Annotated in this window: 22 protein-coding genes; 8 read left to right on the top strand and 14 right to left on the bottom strand. The window is 66.9% G+C overall.

All coding sequences use genetic code 11. From position 1 onward, the window contains the following. Positions 1 to 175: 175 nt before the first annotated feature. Positions 176 to 793: a hypothetical protein gene (locus IE266_RS20890; protein ID WP_189682069.1), complete on the bottom strand. Its 618-nt coding sequence runs from the start codon at positions 791 to 793 to the stop codon at positions 176 to 178. A gap of 502 nt (positions 794 to 1,295) precedes the next feature. On the opposite strand from IE266_RS20890, the gene IE266_RS20885 reads away from it, so the two are divergent. Beyond that, a complete protein-coding gene (locus tag IE266_RS20885) occupies positions 1,296 to 2,057 on the top strand; it encodes a DUF5131 family protein (RefSeq protein WP_189682068.1) in 762 nt (253 codons plus the stop codon). Then, positions 2,054 to 3,217, top strand: coding sequence for a three-Cys-motif partner protein TcmP (gene tcmP / locus IE266_RS20880; RefSeq protein ID WP_189682067.1), 1,164 nt, complete (start codon positions 2,054 to 2,056; stop codon positions 3,215 to 3,217). Before IE266_RS20885 ends, tcmP begins: the two co-directional genes overlap by 4 nt. Before the next feature lie 16 nt (positions 3,218 to 3,233). Here tcmP and IE266_RS20875 read toward each other — a convergent pair whose 3' ends face one another. The 4 genes from IE266_RS20875 to IE266_RS20860 form a co-directional block, all read right to left on the bottom strand. Then, a complete protein-coding gene (locus IE266_RS20875) occupies positions 3,234 to 3,596 on the bottom strand; it encodes a hypothetical protein (RefSeq protein ID WP_189682066.1) in 363 nt (120 codons plus the stop codon). 105 nt (positions 3,597 to 3,701) lie between these two features. Then, positions 3,702 to 4,178 (bottom strand): MarR family transcriptional regulator, encoded by a 477-nt coding sequence (locus tag IE266_RS26975; protein ID WP_229864352.1) that lies wholly within the window; start codon positions 4,176 to 4,178, stop codon positions 3,702 to 3,704. A gap of 68 nt (positions 4,179 to 4,246) precedes the next feature. Continuing rightward, the gene (locus tag IE266_RS20865) at positions 4,247 to 4,471 is read right to left on the bottom strand and encodes a succinate dehydrogenase assembly factor 2 (protein ID WP_189682073.1); all 225 of its coding nucleotides are present in this window, start codon (positions 4,469 to 4,471) and stop codon (positions 4,247 to 4,249) included. A gap of 35 nt (positions 4,472 to 4,506) precedes the next feature. Next, on the bottom strand, positions 4,507 to 4,908 hold the full coding sequence (locus IE266_RS20860; protein WP_189682065.1) for a helix-turn-helix domain-containing protein: 402 nt from the start codon (positions 4,906 to 4,908) through the stop codon (positions 4,507 to 4,509). A 92-nt stretch (positions 4,909 to 5,000) separates the two neighbouring features. Between IE266_RS20860 and IE266_RS20855 the strand changes: the two genes are divergently transcribed. Next, positions 5,001 to 6,203: a pyridoxal phosphate-dependent aminotransferase gene (locus tag IE266_RS20855; protein WP_189682064.1), complete on the top strand. Its 1,203-nt coding sequence runs from the start codon at positions 5,001 to 5,003 to the stop codon at positions 6,201 to 6,203. Positions 6,204 to 6,239: 36 nt separating this feature from the next. Here the strand turns inward: IE266_RS20855 and IE266_RS20850 are convergent, their stop codons facing one another. After that, positions 6,240 to 6,554, bottom strand: coding sequence for a hypothetical protein (locus IE266_RS20850; RefSeq protein WP_189682063.1), 315 nt, complete (start codon positions 6,552 to 6,554; stop codon positions 6,240 to 6,242). A 277-nt stretch (positions 6,555 to 6,831) separates the two neighbouring features. Here IE266_RS20850 and IE266_RS20845 point away from each other — a divergent pair, with 277 nt between their 5' ends. Continuing rightward, entirely contained in the window at positions 6,832 to 7,233 is a 402-nt protein-coding gene (locus IE266_RS20845; protein ID WP_189682062.1) for a hypothetical protein, read from the top strand. On the opposite strand, the gene IE266_RS20840 is transcribed toward IE266_RS20845, so the two are convergent. The 4 genes from IE266_RS20840 to IE266_RS20825 all read right to left on the bottom strand — a co-directional run bounded on the left by IE266_RS20840 (position 7,230) and on the right by IE266_RS20825 (position 12,215). Next, positions 7,230 to 8,195, bottom strand: coding sequence for a LysR substrate-binding domain-containing protein (locus IE266_RS20840; protein WP_189682061.1), 966 nt, complete (start codon positions 8,193 to 8,195; stop codon positions 7,230 to 7,232). The two genes, IE266_RS20845 and IE266_RS20840, sit on opposite strands and share 4 nt — an antisense overlap. Before the next feature lie 69 nt (positions 8,196 to 8,264). Next, positions 8,265 to 9,695, bottom strand: coding sequence for an amidase (locus IE266_RS20835; RefSeq protein WP_189682060.1), 1,431 nt, complete (start codon positions 9,693 to 9,695; stop codon positions 8,265 to 8,267). 58 nt (positions 9,696 to 9,753) lie between these two features. Then, a complete protein-coding gene (locus IE266_RS20830) occupies positions 9,754 to 10,602 on the bottom strand; it encodes an amidohydrolase family protein (protein ID WP_189682059.1) in 849 nt (282 codons plus the stop codon). A gap of 11 nt (positions 10,603 to 10,613) precedes the next feature. Beyond that, the gene (locus IE266_RS20825; protein WP_189682058.1) at positions 10,614 to 12,215 is read right to left on the bottom strand and encodes a class I adenylate-forming enzyme family protein; all 1,602 of its coding nucleotides are present in this window, start codon (positions 12,213 to 12,215) and stop codon (positions 10,614 to 10,616) included. Between the two features lie 298 nt (positions 12,216 to 12,513). Here IE266_RS20825 and IE266_RS20820 point away from each other — a divergent pair, with 298 nt between their 5' ends. Next, positions 12,514 to 13,809: an NAD(P)/FAD-dependent oxidoreductase gene (locus IE266_RS20820; protein ID WP_189682057.1), complete on the top strand. Its 1,296-nt coding sequence runs from the start codon at positions 12,514 to 12,516 to the stop codon at positions 13,807 to 13,809. A gap of 68 nt (positions 13,810 to 13,877) precedes the next feature. Here the strand turns inward: IE266_RS20820 and IE266_RS20815 are convergent, their stop codons facing one another. The 4 genes from IE266_RS20815 to IE266_RS20800 all read right to left on the bottom strand — a co-directional run bounded on the left by IE266_RS20815 (position 13,878) and on the right by IE266_RS20800 (position 17,782). Further along, positions 13,878 to 14,675, bottom strand: coding sequence for an ABC transporter permease (locus tag IE266_RS20815; RefSeq protein ID WP_189682056.1), 798 nt, complete (start codon positions 14,673 to 14,675; stop codon positions 13,878 to 13,880). A gap of 3 nt (positions 14,676 to 14,678) precedes the next feature. Then, positions 14,679 to 15,515, bottom strand: a complete 837-nt coding sequence (locus tag IE266_RS20810) for an ABC transporter permease (protein ID WP_189682055.1) — start codon at positions 15,513 to 15,515, stop codon at positions 14,679 to 14,681. Further along, entirely contained in the window at positions 15,512 to 16,666 is a 1,155-nt protein-coding gene (locus IE266_RS20805) for an ABC transporter ATP-binding protein (RefSeq protein ID WP_189682054.1), read from the bottom strand. The genes IE266_RS20810 and IE266_RS20805 overlap by 4 nt, the downstream gene beginning before the upstream one ends. 78 nt (positions 16,667 to 16,744) lie before the next feature. Next, positions 16,745 to 17,782: an ABC transporter substrate-binding protein gene (locus tag IE266_RS20800; protein WP_189682053.1), complete on the bottom strand. Its 1,038-nt coding sequence runs from the start codon at positions 17,780 to 17,782 to the stop codon at positions 16,745 to 16,747. Positions 17,783 to 18,110: 328 nt separating this feature from the next. On the opposite strand from IE266_RS20800, the gene IE266_RS20795 reads away from it, so the two are divergent. From IE266_RS20795 to IE266_RS20785, 3 genes are read left to right on the top strand one after another with little or no spacing between them, the layout of a single operon-like run. Further along, positions 18,111 to 19,646 (top strand): acetolactate synthase large subunit, encoded by a 1,536-nt coding sequence (locus tag IE266_RS20795; RefSeq protein ID WP_189682052.1) that lies wholly within the window; start codon positions 18,111 to 18,113, stop codon positions 19,644 to 19,646. Continuing rightward, positions 19,643 to 20,779: an NAD(P)/FAD-dependent oxidoreductase gene (locus IE266_RS20790; protein ID WP_189682051.1), complete on the top strand. Its 1,137-nt coding sequence runs from the start codon at positions 19,643 to 19,645 to the stop codon at positions 20,777 to 20,779. Before IE266_RS20795 ends, IE266_RS20790 begins: the two co-directional genes overlap by 4 nt. After that, positions 20,776 to 22,242, top strand: a complete 1,467-nt coding sequence (locus tag IE266_RS20785) for a M81 family metallopeptidase (RefSeq protein ID WP_189682050.1) — start codon at positions 20,776 to 20,778, stop codon at positions 22,240 to 22,242. The genes IE266_RS20790 and IE266_RS20785 overlap by 4 nt, the downstream gene beginning before the upstream one ends. The last annotated feature ends 5 nt before the right edge of the window (positions 22,243 to 22,247 follow it).

The following is a 22,247-nucleotide window of genomic DNA, read 5'->3' as shown; positions in this document are numbered from 1 at the left end:
CTTCCTTTCGAAGAAGCATGGACCGGATCACTCATACACAGAAGATCTGACACTCTCTTGCTGGTGGCTGACCGCTGCCCAAGAAGCTATCGCAGAGGCACGTTTCGCTAAGAAACGAGTTCCGTTCGTCCCTCAAGCTCAGTGGCTCTCACAAGGCGGATCGGCACGACCACCACTAAGCCCTACGCCGCTGCTTGCCGAACAAGAAAAGAAGAACCATTCCAGATACGATAAGAGGTCCCCCAGCCGGCAGGGGTACAACCGCAGGATCTACCGTGACCTTGGCAATCGGAGTGGCCGACGATTGAACTACCGGCGGACTGCCAGAAAATTGGTAGTAACGGCCCAGACTACCGCTTACCGGATCCGAAGTGAAATCCCACCCCAACGAATAAGTGCTCGGCGTCGACGCAATCAAACCATAACTTTGGCCGGCGACAAGGGCCGCTGTCCATCCCGTAAACTCCAGCGTCTGCCCGCCGGAACTTAAGACTGCACTTGCGCTGTCCATCGCACTTCCGAGCGCCCCGCCGCCAAAAGAATAGAGCGTCAGAGTAACCGTTTGAGGCGTAGGTGCGGCAAGCTCGAACAACGCATCAACACGGCTGAGCAGTCCGCCAACTGCCGATGTAAAAACTAACCCTTGATCAAGGTAATTAATAACGACAAGCGAGCCAGGTGCCAGAGAACTCCCTGTGCTGTCGAAAGCCACTGTAGATGCTGAAGCACTGGAAACTGACATGTGAAGCGCCACGCCGAGAATTGCGGCCGCTACGAATCTCTTGAGTATCATTCGCCTTCCCCCATGCATCTTCAATGAATCGTACGCTCGAAATCTGAACTCGCAGTGTCGTTGAGAGAAAGCGGGTCCAGGAATTTCACTTAACATAACAGTGACGTTTTCGCAACACACATCGTTGAGCATCTGAAGTTGGGACGCGCAGAGCTCCCAACAAACCGATGGTTCACTTTCCCAATCTTCGGTCATACACGAGCCGCCTCCAAGAAGGTGCGCCACGTTAAGACCTCGTTAACCGCCGAGCCCTATCGTGGCGCGATGGACCACAACCACACGCCCTCTCCGCACGTCCACTACGTCGTCGAACTCGAGGCTGTTCTCATGGAATACGTCGAGCGGTTCGGCCTCACCAGCCGAGCACGGAACCTCTTGGTTGGCAGCCACCCGCCCGAGGTCGAGAGAGCCGACCGGCCACAGGGGAGCACACAAGGTGAACACCGGGCTTCCCCGAGGCAGCATCTGGTGTACACTCGACCCAAAAGGGCGGTTGGCGAGCATGGCACAGAAATCCCAGATCGAGTGGACAGACGCGACGTGGAACCCCGTGACGGGGTGCACGAAGATCGGCCCAGGCTGTGACAACTGCTACGCTGAGCGGTTCGCAGAGAGATGGCGCGGCTTGGAGGGCCACCCGTATGAGCAGGGCTTCGATCTCCGCCTATGGCCTTCTCGGCTGGCCCAACCAGCGCTCTGGAAGAAACCCCGGATGATCTTCGTGAACAGCATGAGCGACCTTTTTCACAAGCGAGTGCCGCGCGAATACATCGACCGGGTCTTCGATGCGATGGAGACGGCCAACTGGCACGTCTATCAGGTTCTGACCAAGCGAAGCTCGCTGATGCGGTCTTACATCCAGCGGCGCTACGGTGGCCGAGAAGTGCCAAGCCACATCTGGCTCGGTGTATCGGTGGAGGACGCGGCGCATGTGTCCCGCATTCGGCACCTTCAGGAAGTAAACTCACCGGCGCGGTTCATCTCCTTCGAGCCCCTCCTCAGCCCGGTGGGGGCCGTGAACCTGTCAGGGATCGCATGGGCTATCGTCGGAGGCGAGAGCGGACCCAGAGCACGTCCAATGGAAGCCGAGTGGGCGAGAGAAATCCGCACGATCTGCGACCGCTACGGAACGGCATTTTTTTTCAAGCAGTGGGGAGGCCCCCGACCGAAGAGTGGTGGGCGCATCCTTGACGGGGAAGAGTGGAACGGCTTCCCGTGGCAGATAGTACCTGAATCGATTTTGTTGGAAATTAACGCAGCATGAACGGACCAAACGATTTCTATGTGGGTCGAGAGCAGACCTACATCAAGCACGTATTCCTCAGGCGCTACCTCGAGACCCTCGCAGTGAAGATCATGATGGGGGGCTGGGGCGCCTTCAATTATGTGGATGGGTTCGCGGGACCGTGGAACATCCGCGACGATCAAGGGTGCTCGGACGCCTCCTTCGGTGTGGCCGTCGAGTTGCTGGAAGTCGTCCGCAAGTTCGTGGAAGAGCGCCGGGGCGGGAAGCTGAAGTTGCGCTTCTGCCTCTGCGAAAAGGACCCGGAAAGCGAACGACGCCTCCGCGAATATGCAGCGGGGAAGAGCGGCATCGAAATTCACGTCTTCGGTGGCGCATTCGAAGACAACCTCGAGGGGATCGCCCAGCGTCTCCCGGATGGCTACACCTTCACGTTCATCGACCCGACGAACTGGGTGGTGCGGGTATCCGAGGTCTGCGACTTTCTCATGGAGCGAGGAGGAGACTTCCTGTTCAACTTCATGACAGAGGAAGTCGCCAGACACTCAGTCAACCCCAAGGTCGCCCATCAGTTCGGGGAGTTTGTGGGCGACCCGGATTGGGAACGAACCGCCCAGCAGCTTCCAGACGACATGAGAGGGGATCTCAAGGTCCTCCACCTGTTGAAGGACGCCTTCCGGTCTCGCGGCGTGGCGAACTACCTACCCGACTTCTCGATACTCAAGAACGGCGTGAACAGGGAGAAGATGCGCCTGATGCTCGGAACCAGACGGCCCGAAGGGGTGAAGGTGTTCCGGGACGTACACGCCAAGGTCGAACAAGAGGAGTTCAAGATCCGCCGGGAAGCCAAGGCGTTCCTGACCGGTCAAGGCATGCTGTTTACTTCAGAATACTTCGCTTCCTACGAGCAAGGAGAACGCGGCGTCGGGTGCAAGAGATACCTCGATTTGGCCGAGGAGCGGATCTCGGAGATACTGGCCCGTGAACATGCCATCGATTTCGGCACCCTCGCCCTCTTGCTCATGGAGCAGTTCCCCCTCAAGGAGACGCACGTGAAGGACGTGTGCTCGCGAATGAAGGCAAGAGGCCTCCTCGACTTCCAACTCGAGGGCAAAGCGAGGAAGCCCAGCGATGACACCCTGATCACCGCGCCCCAGGGGACCGACGAGGGGCTCTTCTAGGGCAACTGGGGCGACCTCACCCGGCGGTCCTCCAGAGATACCAGAGCACAAGGTAAGGCACAGCAGCGGCCACCGCGAGCACCCGCCAAGTGTTTCGCGAGGACCGGAGATCTTGGACCTCCACGAGCGCACCCGCGAGCCGGTCAACGGTCTCGTCGTTCCGCTGCAAGACCTCCTCGTAGGGATCAGGTACCGCGAAGTCGTTAAAGTAGAAGTCGCGCTCCTCGTCCTTCGTCTCGAACTCGCCTGGCCACCATACATGCTCAAGGTTAAACGCCGCCTTCGTCCCCACGAATTGGCGATAGTCCAAAACCATCCAACGCAGGGTGTCGCGGTCGGGTTCGTCGCTGGCCTCGGGGCCGATCTCTTTCAGCTTCAAGGTTGCCACCTTCCAGTTGGGATGGGCGCCGCACCCGGAGCCCACCGAGGCTGCAAGGGTGGCGGACGCCGCCGACCTCGAGAGGACCCGAAGTAGGCAGCGAGTTCAACTCCGCTTGCTCCTCGGCGATGTAGGGGGACCGGGGGGAACGTAGGGGGTCTCGGAGTGTGCTCTGAGTGTGCTCGAGTAAGCCGGTCGAACTTTTGGGTGAAAAATCTGAGTGCATATACGTATGAGTGCCTGCCGCCTCTTCCCCCCATCGGGGGTGGCCCAGTCGCCATCGGCCTCGATACCCACCCCCATATCCGTATCTTTCACAAACCTCTTGAGGTTGTAGCTGACGTTGCTGCCCTGGTAGTAGCCGCGCGTCTTAAGTTCGCCCGCCGTCACCTCGTTATCGCCGATGTTGAACAGCAGCAGCGCCTGCACGGCGTTGATGTCCAGCATGCCAACCCGCTCGAACTCGTCCTTGATGACGTCGAGCAGGAGGCGATGCAGGCGTTCGACCAGCGACAGCGCCTCGAGATAGCCGGACATGAAGCCCTTGGCCGGCGCATCGCCCAGGTACGTTCCGATGTTCATCCGTTACCCCGACATTGACTGCCCGAGCGGAGCATGACCGGAAATACCGAATTTTCGGTTAAGCCGTCCTAGCCCTGTTTCTGGAAGATCTGGGCCACGTCGTCGACCATGGCGGCAAAGCGTTCCGGCGCGGGGTCACGGCCGGTGACCCAGGCATAGAGGTCCTGGTCGTTCTCGGAGAGCAGCGCGTCGAACAGGTCGAGACGGTCTTCGGGCAGCGCGTCGAGATGGATGTCGGCCCAGGCCGACAGGATCAGGTCCATCTCGCGGATACCGCGCCGCATGGCGCGCATACGGAGCCGCTTGATGCGATGCTCACGGGTTTCGGTTACCAATTGTCCTGTGCCTCCAGCAGCTTGTCCAGGCGCGCCTCGAGCTTGTCGGCGCGTTCCGCGGTTGCGCGCATCGCCTCGCGCAGGCCCCGCAGTTCGGTTATCACCTCGCGCGCCTCGCGGTCGGGCGAGGGGCGGTCGCCGGGCGCCGGCACGCCGTCGCCCTTGCCGGTCAGCAGCCAGCTGACCGAGACGTTGAGCATCCCCGCCAGCATCGCCAGGCGATTGGCGCGCGGGTCGGAGCGGTCGTCCTCCCAGGCGGCGAGCGTGGTCTTGTTCACGCCGAGCCGGCGGGCGAGTTCGGCCTGGGTCATGCCGGCGGCCTCGCGCGCGCCGGAAATGCGGTCGCCGAAGGTGGCGACGTCTTCGGCGAACCAGTCGCCTGTCTCGTCGGGCATGGTGTCCTCCTTGGGGCTCGGGTGATGTCGCTTGAACGTCCTCGGGGGCCACCCTATGACAAGAGCGCCCAATTTACAAACCGAGGTGCGCCTTGTCCTTCCTGTCCGATACCCTGGCCCGCGTGAAACCCTCGCCGACCATTGCCGTCACCACGATGGCCGCCGAGCTCAAGGCCGCCGGCCGCGATGTCATCGGCCTTGGCGCCGGCGAGCCCGATTTCGACACGCCGCAGAACATCAAGGACGCGGCGATTGCCGCGATCAACGCAGGCAAGACCAAGTATACCGCGCCCGACGGGATCCCCGAGCTGAAGGCCGCGATCTGCGCCAAGTTCAAGCGCGAGAACGGGCTGACCTACGTCCCGAACCAGATCAGCGTCGGGTCGGGCGGCAAGCAGAACCTCTACAACGCGCTGATGGCGACGCTGAATCCGGGCGACGAGGTGATCATTCCCGCGCCCTACTGGGTGAGCTACCCGGACATGGTGCTGCTGGCCGGCGGCACGCCGGTGGCGATCGAGGCGACGCTGGAGAACGCCTTCAAGATCACGCCCGAACAGCTCGAGGCGGCGATCACGCCGAAGACCAAGTGGTTCATCTTCAACTCGCCGTCGAACCCAACCGGCGCGGGCTATTCGCGCAAGCAGCTCAAGGCGCTGACCGACGTGCTGATGCGCCATCCGCACGTCTGGGTGATGTCGGACGACATGTACGAGCACCTGGCCTATGACGATTTCGAGTTCTGCTCGCCCGCCGAGGTGGAGCCGGGCCTCTACGAGCGCACGCTGACCTGCAACGGCGTATCCAAGGCCTATGCGATGACCGGCTGGCGGATCGGCTATGCGGCCGGGCCCAAGCCGCTGATCGACGCGATGCGCAAGGTGCAGTCGCAGTCGACCTCGAACCCCTGCACCATCAGCCAGTGGGCGGCGGTCGAGGCGCTGAACGGGCCGCAGGACTACCTCGCGCCGAACGCCGAACTGTTCAAGCGCCGCCGCGACCTGGTGGTCGGGATGCTGAACCAGATCGAGGGCATGACCTGCCCGCGTCCCGAGGGGGCCTTCTATGTCTACCCCTCGATCAAGGGGCTGATCGGCAAGACCACCAAGGGCGGCAAGCTGATCTCGAACGACGAGGATTTCGCCACGGCGCTGCTGGAGGAAACCGGCGTGGCCGTGGTCTTCGGCGCGGCCTTCGGCCTCTCGCCGAACTTCCGCATCAGCTATGCGACCTCGGACGAGAACCTCAAGGAAGCCTGCACCCGGATCCAGGACTTCTGCGCCGCCCTGAGCTGAGCCGGAAGGCGATACCAGGGGCCTGAGCCGAAGGGCTCAGGCGCCGTTGCCTGTGGGCTGCATCTCGGCCAGCTTCTCGAAGGACTGGCCCGAAGCGATCAGGCAGGTCTGGCCGTTCGGCGCGGTAAGCGTGATCGTCCAGCTGCCGGATTCGGCCGAGGCGAAGATCTCGAGCATGGCGCCGCGGTCGTCGAGACCGATGCCTTGCCGGCTTTCCCCGTATTTCTCGCCCAGCGTCTCGACCACCGCCGCGCGGGGGCCGCAGTTGCGGGCCTGCTGGGCGCTGGCGGATGCCGCGGGAAGGGCAATGGCGGCGAACAGTCCCAAAGCCCGAAGAATGAAGTTGTCCATGACCTCTCACCTTTCTCGGTTGCTTTCCGTTCACCCCTGGGTGCGCGGTCGGGAAAGCGCCGCGCGGGGCCTTCGACGTGCCGGGACGATCTGCCCCGAGGAGCGTCCCCTGCCCTGCGGTCTGATCCGTGGCGGGCGATGCTCCGACAGGATCAGACTGCCACGGCGCGACTCGGCTGTCAGTGAAGCGGATCACCGATGGCGCGGGGCCGGCCTATGGACAGCCGCCGAGGGGCTGCTAGTGTCGCCTGACCGCAGAGGGGACGTCCGGGGGCGCATGTCGACAGAACTGCCAGAGTATTACTTCCGCGTGCGCGAGAACGGCGCGGCGGTGTTCCGCATCGACACCGAGAACCGCCAGCGGCGGATCGAGATGGACCAGATCGCCGTCGTCAACATGAAGAACGGCGAGGTGAAGGCGCATGGCGAGCGCAGCCTCTCCGAGGCGGACATGGCCGAAATCCGCGCCTGGATGGACCGCCGCGCCGAACTGCTTGCGCGGCGCGAGATCGACGACATCCACCGCGCGGTGGATCACCTGAACCTCACCACGCAATGGGCGCAGTCCAAGGCCAGCGACGACCAGCTGGAGGAGGTGACGGACGCGCTGCTGATGGCGATGCACGACCTGCGCACGGTGCTGGTGCGCAAGAAGGCGGACCGGCTGAGCAAGGGCTAGGCCTCGTCCGGATCGTTCGGGCGGGCGCGGCCCGGAAGGCGCATCTCCATCCATTCGGGCCGATGGCTCGCGCCCTCGTCCATCCGCCGGATGTGCAGGCGGAGCATCTCCATGAACCGGTTCGCAAGCGGCGAGGCGATGCGGTCGCGCGGGCGGAAGGCCGAGAAGGTGAACTCGATGGGTGGATCGAAGGGGATCGCCACCACGTCGGGCCAGAAGTTCTGCCGCACGCCCAGCGGCTCGACGATGGCCACCCCTACCCCGCGCGAGACCAGCGCATTCGCCTCGGCCGAGGCAAAGACCTCGATCCGCATCTTCCGGGCGACGCGGTGCTGTTCGAAGACCCCGTCTGTGATATGGCGCATCCGGGTGTCGCGGGTGAAGGAGATGAATTCCTCGCCCTCGAGATCCCTTGGCCCCAGCCGTTCGCGGCCGGCGAGCGGATGGTCGCGGTGCACGACGCAGACCGAGCTGACGTGGAACAGCGGCTCGATCTTCAGCGCCGGGTGCTGGAACTGGGTGACCGAGAAGCCGATGTCGACATTGGTGGCGAGCATGTCGGGGCCGACGTTGGAGGACATGTCCATCAGCACGTCGACCTCGGGGTTCTCCTTGCAGAACTCGGCGAGGGCGTCGGCGGCCAGCGTCAGGCCGAGGGTGGAACCGGTGATGATGCGCAGCTCGCCGGTGCGGAAACTGCGCAGGTCGTCGGCGAAGCGTTCGACATCGGCGAGCGAGGCGAACAGGCGGCGCACCTCCTTGTAGAGCAGGCGCGCCTTGTCGGTGGGAATGAGCCGGCGCTTCTCCCGCTGGAACAGGGCCAGGTTCAGGTCGATTTCCAGGCCCGCCAGCATCTTGCTCATGGCGGGCTGGGTCACCAGCATCCGGTCGGCGGCTGCGGTGACGGTGCCGGTTTCCATGAACTGGATGAAGGCTTCGAGCTGGCGGTGTGTGATGCGCATTCGGCGGGTCTCCCTCGGCGCGAACCCTAGCGGCATCGGGCCGGGGCGCAACAGCCCCCCGGCGCGGCGTCAGGCGGCGGGCGGCCAGCGATGCGCCCAGGGCATCAGCGCCTCGACGGCGGCGGCGACGGCAAGCAGGCGCTGTTCGCTGTGCCAGGGGCCGACGATCTGCATCCCGATGGGAATCCCGCCCGAGGACATGCCGACCGGCACCGACATCGCCGGATGGCCACTGGCGTTCTGCGGGATGGTGTAGGGATACCAGGCCTCGCGCAGCGGGCCGCGGTCGATGCCGTCGGTCACCAGCGGGCCATCCTGGGCCTGGTCGGCGGGCAGCGAGGGGGCGGCGATGGTCGGCGTGATGTAGATGTCGGCGCCGTCGAACTGGCGCTCGACCTCGCGGAAGATCTCGGTCCGGGCACGCTGGGCATTGGCAAGCGCGTCGTAGGTGTGCTGCGGGCCGGGGGTGAGCGAGAGGCGCGCGGTGCGATCCATGCGGTCGGCGAACTCGCCCATGAGGTGGCCGAAGCGGGCGTATTGATAGGCGCGCATGACGATCAGGGCGTTGCCGATGTCGTGGACCGGGTCGTCGATCTGGCCAACGTTGACCGCGCCGGCGTCGGTCAGCCGGGCGACGGCATCCAGCACGGCGGCTTCGACCTCGGGGTCGACCCAGTCGTTGACAGTGCGCATCACCAGGCGGAAGCGCAGGCCACGCAGGGCGGCGACGGGGTCGGCCGGCAGCGCGACGGGAGGCGTCGCGGAACCGAAGGACATCGGGTCGCGCCGGTCGGGGCCCTTCATGGCGTTGAAGCCGAGAACCAGGTCGGGAACCGTGCGGGCCATGACGCCGATGACGGTGAGCGAGCCGAAGACGTCGGAGGTGGTCTCGTGGGGGATGGCGCTCCAGGTCGGTTTCAGGCCGGCGACGCCGCAGGCCGAGGCGGGGATGCGACCGGAACCGGCGCCGTCGGAGGTGATGTGGATCGGGCCGAAACCCATCGCCGCGGCGATGCCCGCGCCGCCGGAGGAGCCGCCGCAGCTGTGACTGGTGTCCCAGGGGTTGCGGCTGATGCCGGCGATCGGGCTGTCGGTCAGCACCTTGTGGCCGAACTCGGGCGTGGCGGATTTGGCGAAGGGCAACGCGCCAGCGCGACGCAGGCGCGCGATGCCTTCGGCGTCGTCCTCGGCGACCTGGCCCTCGAAGGCGTAGGAGGCCATCTCCATCGGCAGGCCGCGGACGCGGAGCAGGTCCTTGACGGTGACCGGGATGCCGTGCAGCGCACCCGGCGCCTCGCCTTTGGCGAGGAGTGCGTCCAGCGCCTCGGCCCCGGCCATGGCGGCCTCGGGGTCGAGATGGGTGATGCCGTTGGTCGCGGTGTCGAGCCGGTCGATGCGGTCGAGCACCGCGCGCATCAGGCGGGCGGAGGTCAGCGCGCCGCTGCGCAGGCGCGGCAGCAGCTCGGTCGCCGACAGGCGGCAAAGGTCGTCATCACTCACGTCTCGGTTCTCCTCTCCATGTCCCCTCCGGGCGGTGGTAGCGCCTTCGGGCGGATGCTCACAACCGCAGGAATGCCCTGGCGTTGCCGCCCAGCCAGCGGTCGGCGATATCGGCCTCGATCGGCAGGGCGCGCACCTCGTCGATCACCCGTTTCATCGGCATCATCGGCCAGGCGGTGCCGACGATCATGCGGTCCCTGAGGATGGTGCGGCCATATTGCAGCAGCGCGCCGTAGCCCGAGTGTTCGACCGCCAGCAACCGGGGCCGGGCCGCGACGAGGCCGATGGAGAGGTTCGGGTGCCGCCAGGCGACGGCGAGCAGTTCCTCGACCCAGGGCCAGCCCGGCGGGGCGGCGCAGACGCGCAGTTCGGGGAAGTCGCAGAGCACCCGGTCGAGCATCATCGGGCGGCCGAATTCGGGCGAGGAGTTCAGCGAGAAGTTGATGCCGACGTGGATGTTCACCGGAATGTCGAGCTCGATGCACTTGGCGTAGAGCGGGTACATGCGGCGGTCGTCGATGGCGAGACGGTGCTCGAAGCACTGCAGGTTCAGCCCCCTGAGGCCGAGTTCGGTGACGGCGTATTCCAGTTCGCGCAGCGCGGTCATGCCCTTGTTAGGGTCTACTCCCGCAAAGCCGATGAAGCGCGCGGGGTGCGCGCGCACCACCTCGGCCACGGCCTCGTTGGTGACCCGGCCGCCGAAGGTCGTCTCGACGTCGCGGCCCTTGATGACGGTCAGGCCGATGCCCGCCTCGTCGGCGGCGGCGAACCAGTCGTCCAGCGTCATCTGCCCGCGCTCGGCGGCGGTTTCGGAGGCGGCATAGACGCGGCGATAGTTCGCCAGGTGGCTGCCGTTCGAGAGCGAGAGTTCGGGGATGGGCGGGGTGGCGCCGTAGTCGATGATCATGGGCTGTCTCCTCAGCGCCAGACCCGGTCGACCCGGTCGAAGGCGCCGAGGCGCTGGTCGACACGGGCGCGGGCCAGTTCGGTCTTGGCGACCTTGAACGAGGTGGTGCGGGGCATCTCGTCGATAAATTCGAAGTAGCGGGGCACCTTGAAGGCGGCGAGCCGCTTCTCGGCATAGGCGACGATCCGGGCGACCAGGGCCTCGTCGGGCTGCTGGCCCTCTTGCAGGGTCAGGAAGGCCTTGACCTCTTCGCCGCGCATATCGTCGGGGACCGGCACGAGGGCAACTTCCTCGATCTCCTCCATGTCGCGCAGCACGCCTTCGACCTCGCGGCAGGCGATGTTCTCGCCCGAGCGGCGGATCATGTCCTTCTTGCGCCCGACGATGTAGTGGAAGCCGGCGGCGTCCTTGCGGAAGAGGTCGCCGGTGTGGAACCAGCCATCGCGGAGCGATGCCGCCGTCGCCTCGGGGTTCTGGTGATAGCCGAGGAAGATGCCCGGACCGCGCACCAGCAGTTCGCCGGTCTCGCCCGCGCCGACCTCGGCCCCGGTCTCGTCGACGATCTTCGTCTCGCGGAAGGGCGACGGCAAGCCACAGGTGCCCGAGCCGGTCATCTCTTCGGCTTCGAGCGGGACATACATGCCCGAGCCGATCTCGGTCATGCCGAAGGCCTCGCGGGCCCGGAAGCCATAGCGCGCCTCGATTTCGGCATGGGCCGAGGCGCGGACGCCGTAGATGTTGGCCCGCACGACCGCGTTCTTCGCGTCATGCGGCGCGGGCGGCTGCTTGCTGGCGGCCTCGGGGAAGAGACAGAATTCGATGCGATGCTCGGACAGCCATTTGGAGAAGCGCGTGGCGCTCTGCTTGCGGCCGACCACAAGCGTGCCGCGCTGGTAGATCGCCATCAGCAGCAGCCACTGCGGGTCCATGTAGGTGAAGGGCGTGGTGGCGAGGATGCGGCGGAAGCGGTGACCGTCGCGCCAGGCGTTCACCATGCCGGTGGTGAGCCAGTAGCGATGGGTCAGCAGGCAGCCCTTGGGCAGGCCGGTGGTGCCGGATGTGTATTGAATATTGACCAGCGTGTCGGGGTCGAGCGCCGGAGCCGGGCAGTCCTCGGCCCGGGCGTTGGCGAAGCGGCGCTGCCAGTCGGGCGAGCCGACAATGATCACCCGCGCGTCGAGATCGCCGTCCTCGAGGATTGCCGCCAGGTCCTGGTGGATCAGCAACAGGCGCGCGCCGGAGTTCCCGACGGCATAGGCCAGTTCGCGGGCCGAGGAGCGGGTATTGACCGGCACCATCACCGCGCCGATGCGGGCAAGACCCAGCCAGGCGAGCGGCATCTCGGGCAGGTTCGGGATCATCACCGCGACCCGGTCGCCGCGCCAGATGCCCTCGGCCGCCAGCAGCGCGCCCATGCGGCGGCTGTCCCGTGCGACCTCGGCATAGGTTGCTTCGGTGCGATCGTCGAAGAACTCCCACAGAACCGCCTCGGGGCAGTCATCGGCCGCCGCGTCGAGCAGCGCCGGGATCGAGGAGGGCATCGGCGCCGCCTCGATGGTCGCGCGGCGCTCCGCGGGGGTCTGGTCCGGGGTCGTGAGGGGGACGGGCGTCATGGGGGAGTGGTCCTGCAATGCGTTCCGGGGGCGGGGGGTTCACCCTGCTGTCGGGCCTACCTAGCCAGCCTGAGAAGGGGGCGGCAAATTGCGAATGGCGACCAAATTATTACCAGAGGTTATGAATATTTCGGCGCGCAAATCCTCGCAAATTCAGATGGTTGCAAACGGGGTACCGAAGGCGGCGGTCATGAGTTCGCGGAATGATATTCGCCGGACTTGATATTTGACGCCCTGGGTGGGCGGCGGCTCAACTGGCGGTCGACGCGCGCCCCGCCCGGGCGCGAAGGAGTGACGCATGAGCCTGATCCTGACGCCCTACTGGTGGGACGAGACACCGCCGCGCCACCTGGGTCACCAGCCGCCCGCGCGGACCGACGTGGTCATCGTCGGGGGCGGCTTTACCGGGCTGAACGCCGCCATCGCGCTGCGCGCGGCAGGGGTGGGCGTGGTTGTGCTGGAGGCCGAGGCCTTTGGCAGCGGCGCCAGCAGCCGAAACGCGGGGCATGTGTCGAGCGGGGTGAACCTGGGCAAGGGGGCCTCGGCCTCGAAGGTGCGCTCGCCGCTGGAGCAGCGCTTGCCCGAGGGCGTGTTCCAGGCGCTGAAGGAGGAGGCTGCAGCCTCGTTCGATTTCGTCGAGGCGCAAGCGGCAGCACTGCCGCGCGATGCGCAGTATCGCCGCTCGGGGCGCGTGGTCTGTGCGGCGCTGCCGGGGCATTTCGAGGCGATGAAAGGCAAGGCGGCGAACATGGTGCGCGACGGCGTGCGGCTCCATGACCGCGCGACGCAGCGCCAGGTGATCGGGTCGGACCTCTACCACGGTGCGATGACCATCGCGCGGGCGGGGCAGCTGCATCCCGGCAGATACCTGCAGGGGCTGGTCGACCTGGCCGAGGCGAGGGGCGCGGTGCTGTGCGGCCGGACGCGCGTGACCGGGCTGACGCGGACCGGGAGCGGCTGGCAGGTGCAGGCGGGCGGGTGGAGCATCGCCTGCGACCAGGTGCTGATCGCCACCAATGGCTATTCCGACGGTCTCGCCCCCTGGGTGCGGCGGCGGGTGATCCCGGCGGCGAGCTATATCGTGGTGACCGACCCGCTGCCCGAGGGGCTGATCGGGCGGCTGCTGCCCGAGGGACGCACCGCCGTCGACAGCCGGCGGCTGCTCAGCTACTTCCGCCCGACGCCGGACGGGCGGCGTATCCTGTTTGGCGGGCGGGCGAGCCTGCGGGTGCGGGATGCCTCTGCGCTGACCGGGGAGCTGGCCGGGCGGTTGCATGCGGTCTTTCCCGAGACGCGGGGCATCGCCATTCGTTACGCCTGGTCGGGGCAGATCGCCTTCACCTTCGACCTGCTGCCGCACCTGGGCGAGCACGAGGGGCTGGCCTATGCGCTGGGGTGCAACGGGTCGGGGGTGGCGATGCAGAGCTACCTCGGGCACCGCGCCGGCGAGGCGCTGGCCGGGGGCGCGCGGTCGGCGTTCTGGAACCTCGATTTCCCCTCGATGCCCTTCTACCGCGAAACGCCCTGGTTCCTGCCGGCGATGACTGGCTGGTATCGGTTCCGGGATGCGCTTGAGCGGCTGACCGGGCGATAGCTGGTCTCCAAGCAAAACGCCCCTCCGTTTCATGCGGAAGGGCGTTTTTCTTTCCGTTGTCCACACGGTCAGCCGGATTGACGCTGCACGAAGAAGCTGAGGCCGGCGACGCGTTCCAGCACCAGGATGGCGATGAAGGTGATCACCACCGAGAGCGTCGAGATCGCCGCCAGCACCGGCGAGGCGTCGTCCTGGATGAAGGTGAAGATCTGCACCGGCAACGTGGTGATGTCCGGACCGATCAGGAACATCGTCACCGTCACCTCGTCAAACGAGATGATGCCCGTGAACAGCAGCGAGGTCAGGATGCCCGAGCGGCAGATCGGCAGAACGATGTCCCAGAGCGCGCGCATCTCGGAGGCGCCCATCACCTCGGCGGCGCGGATCAGGTCGGGGTCGACCGACTTCAGCGCGACGTGGATCGGGCGGTAGGAAAACGGGATCGTCACCATAAGGTGGGCGAGGATGATCGCCCAGGGCGTGCCGACGATGCCCATGCCCGCCATCAGCGCCACCGCCGCCACGCCCATCGAGGCGTGGGGGAAGAACAGCGGCGAGAAGATCGCGAGTTCCAGCCAGGAAGAAATGCGCGGCGCGTAGCGCAGGGTGAAATAGGCGGCCAGGAAGCTGATCGCGGTGATCAGCGTTGCCGTCACGGCGGCGATCCAGAGCGAGGTGAGCACCGCCCTGCCCCAGCGCGGATCGGTGAAGGCCTCGACATACCAGCGCAGCGACAGGCTTTCCGGCGGGAACTGGATATAGCCGGTGCCGTTGAACGAGGCACCGAAGACGATGACGATGGGCGCGGGCAGCATCAGCAGCAGCAGGATGCCGGCGGCGCGGGTCATGGGGGTCAGCTTGCGCATGGGTCACTCCTGCCCGCGCAGGGCGCGGCGTTCGATCAGTTTCAGCACGACGAGAGAGACGAAGGAGAGCGTCAGCAGGCAGATCGACCAGGCCGCGGCCTTGGACATGTTGAAGGTGGCCATGACCTCCTGGTAGATCTGCGAGCCCACGAATTTCTGCGTGATCCCGCCCAGCAGAAGCGGCGTCACGATGGCGCCGACGCAGGCGAGGTAGATCACCATCAGCGAGGTGAAGACCCCCGGCAGCGAGAGCGGCAGCACGATGGTGCGGAAGGTCTGGAGCCTGCTTGCGCCCAGCACTCGCGAGGCCTCTTCGAGGTTCTCCTCGATTGAGAGCAGCGAGGCCAGGATCGAGATCACCGCGAAGGGGATCAGTACGTGTGTCAGGCCGATGACGATGCCGGTATCGTTGAACATCAGCTTGAGCGGCGTGTCGATGATGCCGGTCCAGCCGAGGAAGGCGTTCAGGAACCCCTTGGGGCCGAGCAGGATGATCCAGCCGTAAGTGCGCACGACAAGGCTGACGAGCCACGGCACCAGCACGACGATCAGCAGCATGTTGCGGTTCTTCTCGGCCCGCCAGAGCACCAGCGCAATCGGATAGGCCAGCGCCACCGCGAGGAGCGCCACCACGATGGAGGTGAGCACCGTGCGGTAGAAGACGACGTGATAGTCGGGGCGGGACAGGATCTGCTCGAAATACTTCAGCGAAAAGCCGCCCCGGTCGACGAAGGCATTGCTGAACAGCAGGATCACCGAGGTGAAGAACAGGCCCAGCACGATCAGCGCGGGCAGCAGCATCAGCGCCTTGGCGGCGGTGGGTTTCTCGCCGGTGTTCATGCGTGCTCTCCGAAGGCGCGGGCGAGGCTGGCGGTCAGCGGCGCGAAGACGCGCGCGGCATCGGCGGGAAAGGCGATGCGAATGCGCTCGCCGGGCGCTGCCGCGCCCAGGCGGTCGGTCATCTGGACGGCGGTCATCCGGGTGCCCGCGACGTCGAGCGTCACCCGTGTCAGCGGGCCGATCACCAGCGTGTCGAGGATGCGGGCCTCGGCCGAGACCATGCCGGGGCCGGGCTGCGCCCCGCCGTCGAGAAGGGTGATTTTCTCCGGGCGCAGGCACATCACCACGTTGTCGCCGGCGGCCGGGTTCATGCCCCGCGCGACAGCGGCGGGCAGTTCGAAGGTGCCGGCCCCTGTCTCGATGGCGAGTGTGCTTCCGGCGGCGCGCAGGCGGCCCGGCAGTTCGTTCACCTCGCCGATGAACTTGGACACGAAGAGGTTCTGCGGATCGGCATAGATTTCCTGCGGAGAGCCGACCTGCTGCACGTGGCCGTTGCTCATCACCACGATCCGGTCCGAGATCATGGTGGCCTCTTCCTGGTCATGGGTGACGAAGACGAAGGTGGTGCGCAGCTGGCGCTGGATGTCCTTCAGCGCGAACTGGAGCTGCTTGCGCAGTTGCAGGTCGAGCGCGGACAGCGGTTCGTCGAGCAGCAGGATCGAGGGTTCGAGCACCAGCGAGCGTGCCAGCGCGACCCGTTGCTTCTGCCCGCCCGAGAGCTGGGCGATGCGGCGGTCGCCGAGTCCGGCGAGGCCGACGAGCTGGATGAAGCGGCCGACGCGTTCGGCGATTTCGGTTTGCGGGCGGCGCTGGAGCTTGAGCCCGTAGGCGATGTTCTCGGCCACCGAGAAATGCGGGAAGAGCGCGAGGTTCTGGAAGACCATCCCGATGGGGCGCTTCTGCGTCGGCACCTGGGTCATGTCGCGCCCGTCGATGCGGATCCGCCCGCGGGTGGGGTCGATGAAACCGGCGATCAGGCGCAGGAGCGTGGTCTTGCCGCAGCCCGAGGGGCCGAGGAGCGTGAGGAAACTGCCGGCGGGGATCGAGAGCGAGACCTCGGACAGGACCTCGGCATCGCCGTAGGACTTGGAGACTTTCTCGATGTCGATGCTGCCGATGGCGGCGGCCTGGGTCGTGGCGGGATGTGTCATGCGTCTTGTCGGCCTCTGACAGGTCGGAAAAAAGGCCGGGGCAGGCCCGGCCTGATCTGGTTGGTCTGCGCCGGCGGCCTACTTGGCCGCTTCGGACATCAGCTGTTCGACCATGTTGATACGTTCCTCGTGATGTTCCCAGACGGTCTTCCAGTCGGGCACGTACATTTTCTTCATCAGCTCCTCGCGCGTGGTGCCGAGCGTGTCGAGATAGTCCTGCGGCAGCTTGGCGAGGTTGTTGGTCGGGATGCCGCCGCCCTCGATCGAGACCGCGACCTGGCTTTCGGCGCCGGCGAGGTAGTTCATGTATTGGCGCGTCTCCTCGCGGTTGGCCGCGCCCTTGGGCGCCACCACCGCGTAGGCCAGCATCAGGCCACCCTCTTCGGGGATGACGATCTGGATGTTCTTCTGGCCCTCGCGCTGCAGGTGCCAGGCGCGGGTCGAGTAGAAGGGGACGGCGGTGACTTCGCCGGTGCCCAGCAGCGTGTTCATGTGGGCCAGCGAGGTATAGGTCGTCAGCGCATTGCCGATCACGCCCTTCAGAAGGTCGATGCCGGGTTCGATGTTCGCGGCATCGCCGCCGTTGGCATGGGCAAACATCGTCAGGTCGTAGGCCGAGGCATAGACCGGGCGGGTGACCGCCAGCTTGCCCTTCCACTTGGGATCGGCAAGCGCGTTCCAGCTCTTGAAGTCGTCGGCGCTGGCGAGGTCGCTGTTATAGACGATGCCGTAATAGGCGAAATAGGTCGGGATGCCGACGATGAGACCTTCCTCGTTGCGGATCACAACCTCGGGCGGCAGGTTCTTGACCTCGGGGATCTCCTCGTCGGTGAAGCCTTCGAGCAGGCCGGTGTCGGACAGGCCAACGCCCTCGAAGAAGGTGACCGTGACGGCGTTGTACTGCGAAGCCGTCGGCGCGCGGACCGCGCCTGCGGTGTTCGGGACCTCGACCACGCGGGTCGCGATTCCGGTCTGATCGGAGAAGGGCTTCTGGACGTAGTCCGCCAGGGTGCGCGCGCCGCCGCCGCCCCAGGTGGCGTGGATGACTTCGGCCGAGGCGCCGGTCGCGAAAGTCGCGCAGAGGCCGATCGCAGCCGCGTTCAGGAAATGTTTCATCTTGCTCCCCGTTGATAGTCGCCGCATCGAGCCGCGGCCTGATGTGGCGTCACTGTGGGGGCGGGTTGGAAGGCTGTAAAATTCAATAGGTGAGCCATTTCATAAAAAATGGTTATGACCTGAGGGGAAAGTTCCGGATGCCCGTGTACGGCCAGCCTCACGCGGCGCCGCAGCGAAGCAAGGGACACAATTCCGCTTGCATTGCAGGGGGTTTCACGGTGCTCGGCAAGATAACCTGGCGGAATGACTAGGCGGCGACTTTGTATTACCGATCGGCGTGCGAAGCCAATAGCCTGCACCGGAATGACCCGGAAGACAGGACTTGGGAATGATCGGAGCGGAAGTTGTGGTGCGGAGCCTGCATGGCTGCGGGGTGGACCTCTGCCTGGCCAACCCCGGCACCTCGGAGATGCATTTCCTCTCGGCGCTCGGCGCGGCGCCGGGGCTGCGTCCGGTGCTGGTGCTGCAGGAGAACGTGGCGACCGGAGCCGCCGACGGTTATGCCCGCATCGCGGGGCGGCCGGCGGCGACGCTGCTGCACCTGGGGCCGGGCCTGGCGAACGGGCTGTCGAACCTGCACAACGCGGCGCGGGCGCTGAGCCCGGTGGTCAACATCGTCGGCGACCATGCGACCGGGCACCGGCGGCTTGACGCGCCGCTGACCTCGGACATCCGGGCGCTGGCGGAGACGGTCAGTGTCTCGACCCGCTGCGTGATGCCGGGGCGCGGGGCCGGGGCGGAGACGGCCGCGGCTGTGGCCGACAGCCTCGGCCCGGTGCCCGGCGTGGCGACGCTGCTGCTGCCGGCGGACGCGGCCTGGTCAGAGGACGAAAGCGCGCCGGGCCTGCCCCAGCGCGGGCCGGCGGTGACAACCGACATAAATCCAGCGGGGCTGGTCGAGGCGCTGCGGCGGCCCGGCGCGGTGCTGCTGCTGGGACATGGCGCCCTGCGCGGCGCCGGGCTGGAGGCGGCAGGGCGGGTCGCCAGGGCGACCGGCGCGGCGCTGGTGGCGCAGACGACCAACCCGGTGGTCGATCGCGGCGCGGGGCGGGTGACGGTCGAACGGCTGCCTTTCGCACCCGATGCAGCGCGGGCGCGGCTGGCGGGCGCGCCGGTCATCGTGCTGGCGGGCGCGCGCGCGCCGGTGGCCTTCTTCGCCTATCCCGGCAAGCCTGGCCGGCTGACCGCGCCGGGGACGACGATCATCGAGTATTTCGCGCCGGAATGCGACGCGGTGGCGCCTCTGGAGGCGCTGGCCGAAGCCTGCGGCGCGGATGGCGACACCGCGCGCAATCCTGCGGTCTTGCCGGGGCGGCCCGTTGGCGCGCTCGATGCGGCGAAACTGGGGGCGCTGCTGGCGCGGCATCTGCCCGAGGGGACCATCCTCGTCGATGAGGCGATGACCAACGGTGTCCCCATAGCCGCCGCCACCGCCGGAGCCGCGCCGCACCGCTGGTGTCAGAACATGGGCGGCTCCATCGGCTCTGGCGCGCCGCTGGCGACCGGCTGCGCCCTGGCTGAACCTGCCGCTCCGGTGGTCTCGATCATCGGCGACGGGTCGGCCATGTACACGATCCAGGCGCTCTGGACCCAGTCGCGCGAGGGGCTGAACGTCAAGACCATCATCCTCGCCAACCGCGCCTACCGCATCCTTCAGGCCGAGGTCGCCAAGCTGGACCCGGCGCGCCGGACCAACGCGATGGACGAGATGCTGCGGATCGACGCGCCGGAAATGGACTTTGTCGCCATGGCGCAGGGCATGGGTGTGCCCGGCATCCGGGTCGCGGATTGCGATGGGCTCGACCGCGCGCTGGGCCGCGCCTTCGCCGAACCCGGCCCCGCGCTGATCGAGGTCACGCTGTGACCGGGCGCGCCGATGTCGTCATCATCGGGGCCGGCATCGCCGGGGCCTCGCTGGCCTGGCAGCTGCGCGGCGGCCGTCGGGTCGTGCTCCTGGAGGCCGAGGACAGCCCGTCGCACCATGCCACGGGGCGCTCGGCAGCGATCATGACGCCCCATGCCGGCGCGACGCTGATCCGCGCGGCGAGCCTGGCCAGCCGTGGCTTCCTGACCGCGCCGCCCGAGGGCTTCTGCGACGTACCGCTGACCTCGGCGCGGGGCGTTCTGCGGCTGGCGGATGAGTCGGGGCGCGAGGCGCTTGCTTTCGCCCTCGCCGAGGGTCTGGCGCTGGGGCGGCCGTTGCGGATGCTCTCCCGTCCCGAACTTGCAGAGATGGGCCTGCCGGTGACGGCGGGGGTGGTCTGCGGCCTGCTCGATACCGAGCCGAGGGATATTGACGTCGACGCGCTGCACCGCGCCTTTCTGCGTGGCTCGGGGGCTGACCTGCGGCTGCGTGCACCGGTGACGGGTCTGGACCGGAGCCGAGATGTCTGGCGGGTCCAGACGCCGCAGGGGACACTGGAGGCGCCGGTGGTGGTGAACGCGGCCGGCGCCTTTGCCGACCGGGTCGCGGTGATGGCCGGTCTGCGGCCGCGCGGGCTGGAACCGCGCAAACGCACGATCGCACATTTCGACCTGCCGGGTATCGGAACGCGGCACTGGCCGCTGATCGCCGATCCCGAGGTCTCGTTCTACGTCAAGCCCGAGGGGCGCGGCATCCTGCTCTCGCCCTCGGACGCGACACCGGCCGAGCCGGGAGAGATCTGGCCCGACGACATGGACATTGCCATCGCCGTCGACCGGATGCAGCGCTGGCTCGACCTCGACCCGCGCCGCCCGAGCGCGAGCTGGGCAGGCCTGCGCAGCTTCATGCCGGATGACGACCCTGTCGCGGGCTGGGACCCGGAGGCGCCCGGCTTCTTCTGGTTCGCGGGCCAGGGCGGTTTCGGTATCCAGTCGTCGCCCGCCCTGTCACGCGCGGCGGCGGCCATATTGTGCGGCGACCCCATTCCCGGTGGCCTTGCCGCCGCCGGGCTTACGGCAACACCCCTCTCTCCGGCGCGGCTGGACAGGATAGAAAGCGAGGCACTGGCATGACCAGACTGTTCATTGGCGGCATCGCCACCGAGACCAACACCTTTTCCGCCGTCCCGACGACGATGCACGATTTCGAGACGGGCGGGCTCTATCGCGGCGATGCCACCAGGCATCCGCCGCACCATTTCACCGCGCCGCTTCATGTCTGGCGCGAGCGGGCCGAGGCGGAGGGGATCGAGGTGGTCGAAGGGCTTATGGCCATGGCCCAGCCCGGCGGCACCACGCTTGCCAGCGTCTGGCAGAGTCTCTGCGCGCAACTGCTGGCCGACGTGCGGGCTGCCGGACCGGTGGACATGGTGCTGCTGAACCTGCATGGCGCGATGATCGCCGATGGCGAGTTCGACTGTGAAGGGGCGCTGCTGGAGGGCATCCGCGAGATCCTGCCCGAGGCGGTGATCGGCTGCGAGCTGGACCTGCATTGCCACCTGACCGAGCGGATGCTGCGCGCGGCCGACCTGATCGTGGCCTACAAGGAATATCCCCATACAGACATCGTCGAACGGGCCGAGGACCTCTGGACCCTGGCGCTGGCGACCGAGCGCGGCGAGATACGGCCAACGGCCGGGCGGGCGGAATGCCACATGATCTCGGTCTGGCACACGACCAGGGCGCCGATGACCGGCTTCGTCGCGCGGATGAAGACGCTGGAGGCGGAGGGGACCGCCCTCTCGGTCAGCTTCTGCCACGGGTTCGCGCTGGGGGACATGCCCGACCTTGGCGCGCGGATGCTGGTCTATACCGATGCCGACCCGAAGGCGGCGGGGGCGCTGGCCGAGCAGCTGGCGCAGGAGATCTGGGAGATGCGGCACCAGACCCGTACCCGGATGATGACCGGGGCCGAGGCGGTGGCGGCGGCGCTGGCCGCGCCGAAGGGGCCGGTGGTGATAGCCGATGTGGCCGACAACCCGGGCACCGGGGCCGGGGCGGACAGCACCTACATGCTGAGCGCCCTGATCGAGGCGGGGGCAAAGGGCGCGCTGGTGGGGCTGATGTACGACCCGATGGCGGTCGAGACCTGCATCGGCGCGGGCGAGGGCGCCGCGCTGAGTCAGCGGATCGGCGGCAAGTTCAGCCCGAGGTCGGGGCCGCCGCTCGACCTGGAGATACGGGTTCTGAAGGTGGTCGAGGATCTGCGCCAGACCACCGTCGCGGGGCAGACCATGCGCTGCGGTCGGGCGGTGCTGGTCGAGACCACCCACGGCATTCGCATTGCCCTGAACGACCTGCGCACGCAGACCTTCCATCCCGATGCCTTCGCGGCGCTCGGCGTCGATCTGGCCGGCACGCCCGTCGTGGTGGTGAAGTCGACCCAGCACTTCCATGCGGGATTTCCGCCGGTGGCGGCGGATATCCTCTATGCCCGGACCCCGACGGCGGTGCAGTTCGAAGGGCCGGAGAACCCCTACCGTATGCGCGGCGGCGACTACTGGCCGCTCTCGGCAGAGGCGCTGCGGGCGGGCTGATCGGC

The sequence above is a fragment of the Seohaeicola zhoushanensis genome (assembly GCF_014656415.1).
GTDB lineage: Bacteria > Pseudomonadota > Alphaproteobacteria > Rhodobacterales > Rhodobacteraceae > Seohaeicola_A > Seohaeicola_A zhoushanensis.
This window is presented reverse-complemented; position numbering and strand designations above follow the sequence as displayed.